Below are 2,960 nucleotides of genomic sequence, written 5' to 3' on the forward strand. Positions count from 1 at the left end.
GCAGGAACTCGCCGACCGCAATTCGGCGGTCTTCCGCGGCATGGTGGAGGCCGTCGGCAGTTCCAACGACCAGTTCATCCGCACCACGGAGGATCGTCACAAGCGCGCCTGCCAGGCGATCTGGCAGCGCATGGCCGACAATGGCGACATCTATCTCGACCGCTACAGCGGCTGGTATTCCGTGCGGCAGGAGGCCTATTTCGACGAGAGCGAAACGACTCTCGGCGAAGACGGTGTCCGCCGCGAGCCGCTCGGCTCGCCGGTCGAGTGGAACGAGGAGGAGACCTATTTCTTCCGCCTTTCGGCCTATCAGGACAAGCTGCTCGAGCTCTATGAAAGTCAGCCCGATTTCATCGGTCCGGCGGAGCGCCGCAACGAGGTGATGAGCTTCGTCAAGTCTGGCCTGCGCGACCTCTCCGTATCGCGCTCGACGTTCAAGTGGGGCGTACCGGTACCCGGCGACGAGAAGCATGTGATGTATGTCTGGGTCGACGCGCTGACCAACTACCTGACCGGGGCTGGCTTCCCGGACACCGAATCGGACCTCTACCAACGGTATTGGCCCGCAGATCTGCATATGATCGGCAAGGACATCATCCGATTCCACACGGTGTACTGGCCCGCGTTCCTGATGTCGGCGGGAATCCCATTGCCGCGCAGGGTCTTTGCGCACGGATTCCTCTACAACCGGGGCGAGAAGATGAGCAAGTCGATCGGCAACCTCGTCTCGATCAAGGAGCTGATTCGGCGCGGGGATGAGCGCGCGTTCCGCCTGCTCGTCCTGCAATCGATCTACCGTAACCCGCTCGTGTTCAACGACGAAGTGCTCGAAGGCGCCCGCCGTGGCCTGGAGCGTCTCGATACTGCCGTGCGCGGCTACGACGCAACAACAGACGCAAATGATGCCGACGCCGAACGCGCCGCCGCCGAAGCTGACACACGCTTCCGTTCGGCAATGGACGACGACTTCAACACGCCCATCGCAATGTCAGTGCTGTTCGATCTGTCTCGCAGCGCCAATCGCGCCGAGGGTGCGGCGAAACATGTCCTGCAAGCCAAGCTCGTTCAGCTCGCGGGTGTGCTCGGCTTGCGGCTCGGTGCAAACACCTCCTCTGGGACAGGCGATGCAGCGCCGTTCATTGATCTCCTGATCTCAATCCGGGATGAGTTGCGGGCAGCGAAGCAGTGGACGCTGTCCGATCGGATTCGTGATGAGCTAGCAGAACGAGGGATCATCGTTGAGGACTCGGCCGACGGAGCGACCTGGCGGCGCAAGGACTGACAGTCGACGGCGAAAGCCTGGCGGCAATAGCGAGATCCTGTACGGCAGGAATGCCGTTCGGGAGTCGCTGCTCGCGAATCGTCGTCGCCACCAGCGTCTGCTGGTCGGTGACGGTATTGAGCAGCATGCGCGCATTCAGGAGATCACACAGATAGCAGTCGATCGGGGTATTGAGGTCAAGCGCACACCGCGTCACGACCTCGACACGCTGGTCAGCGGCAACCATCAGGGTGTCGCCCTGGTCACCTCCGCTTATCCGTATGCGGAAGTGCTGAACCTCGCCGAGCTGGCCGCGAATCATCGGGCCCTGCTGGCGCTCGACGGACTCGCCGACCCGCAGAACGTCGGGACGCTGCTCCGGACGGCTGAGATCACCGGTATTGCCGGTGTAATCATTCCGACCGATCGAGCGGCGTCGATCACGCCGGCTGTCGTCAACGCATCGGCTGGCGCAGTCGAGCACCTGAACATCCTGCAGGAGGTCAACCTCAGCCGCTGGCTCATGCGAGCCAAAGAGGCTGGGTTCTGGGTCGTCGGTCTGGCCGGTGACGACGAGGCGTCATCGTTGTTCGAGGTCAGCATGCAGCCACCGGTCGTCATCGTCACAGGCTCCGAGGGAGCGGGCATACGGCGGCTCGTGCGAGAGACATGCGACATCGTCGCCGCAATCCCGATGGCAGGGCAGATCGCTTCTCTGAATGCAGCAGTCGCCGGATCGATCGCACTCTACGAGGTGTTTCGCGATCGTGACAGCGATTCTGATGCTGTGGTGGTGACGTAATGCCGCGACGGTATACACTTGTTGGTCGCGCGTCCGCAACGCGAATGTCGGCGCGCGCAGAATGCGAACGAGCATGACACAGCAGACGTGCGCGGCACGTGAATGCACGAACATCGCGTTGCAGACAGTGAGGAAGGGCAGGGCGTGGTCAAGATCATTTTGATGCAGGACGTCCCCAAGTTGGGTGACGCCGGAACAGTCCAGGATGTTGCGCCGGGCTATGCGCGGAACTTTCTGATCCCGCAAGGCATCGCCACCATTGCGACCCGTGGCTCGATCAAGCAGGTCGAGGAGCGACAGGCAGCCGAGGCAAAGCGGATCGCAAAGCAGGAAGAAGAGCTGCGCGGTCTGTCCGAGCGCATCCAGGGCACCCGCATTGAGGTGCAGGTACGCGCTGGCGAGCAGGGCCGCCTGTATGGCTCGATCACAGCGGCCGACGTCGCAGAGAAGCTTGCCGCAGCCGTTGGCGAAGAGATCGACCGCCGTAAGGTCGACCTCGACGAGCCGATCCGTTCGCTCGGCGAGCACGAGGTGACGGTCCGGCTGGTTGGCCGACTCACTCCGACGATCACCGTCGTCGCGTTCGACCCGGACTACGTCCCTGAGGCGGAAGCTTCCGAGGACGAGGCCAGCGAGGACGAGCCGGACGAGGCAGCCGAAGAGGCGGAGTAGCCCACCATGGTGCAGGCGATCGATCGGCTTCCACCTCACAATATCGACGCGGAGCAATCCGTGCTGGGGTCGTTGCTGATCGATCGCGATGCCGTGATCCGCATCGCTTCCTATGTCAAGCCGACCGATTTCTACCGGTCGGCTCATGGCGTCATCTACGAAGCAATCATCAACCTCTACAATCGCCGCGAGCCGACTGACCTCATTACCCTCGTCGATGAGCTG

4 protein-coding genes are annotated in these 2,960 nt (G+C 62.4%); all 4 read left to right on the forward strand.

The features are described 5' to 3' along the window. The coding region (locus tag M9890_15700) for a class I tRNA ligase family protein (GenBank protein MCO5178399.1) at positions 1–1,282 on the forward strand (1,282 nt) is incomplete at its 5' end. Further along, positions 1,239–2,063, forward strand: a complete 825-nt coding sequence (gene rlmB / locus M9890_15705) for a 23S rRNA (guanosine(2251)-2'-O)-methyltransferase RlmB (protein ID MCO5178400.1) — start codon at positions 1,239–1,241, stop codon at positions 2,061–2,063. The genes M9890_15700 and rlmB, both read left to right, overlap by 44 nt. A gap of 144 nt (positions 2,064–2,207) precedes the next feature. Then, positions 2,208–2,735 (forward strand): 50S ribosomal protein L9, encoded by a 528-nt coding sequence (gene rplI, locus M9890_15710; GenBank protein MCO5178401.1) that lies wholly within the window; start codon positions 2,208–2,210, stop codon positions 2,733–2,735. A gap of 6 nt (positions 2,736–2,741) precedes the next feature. Then, positions 2,742–2,960: replicative DNA helicase (locus M9890_15715; protein ID MCO5178402.1), on the forward strand; the 219-nt coding region annotated here is incomplete at its 3' end.

This window comes from Thermomicrobiales bacterium, from assembly GCA_023954495.1.
GTDB lineage: Bacteria > Chloroflexota > Chloroflexia > Thermomicrobiales > CFX8 > JAMLIA01.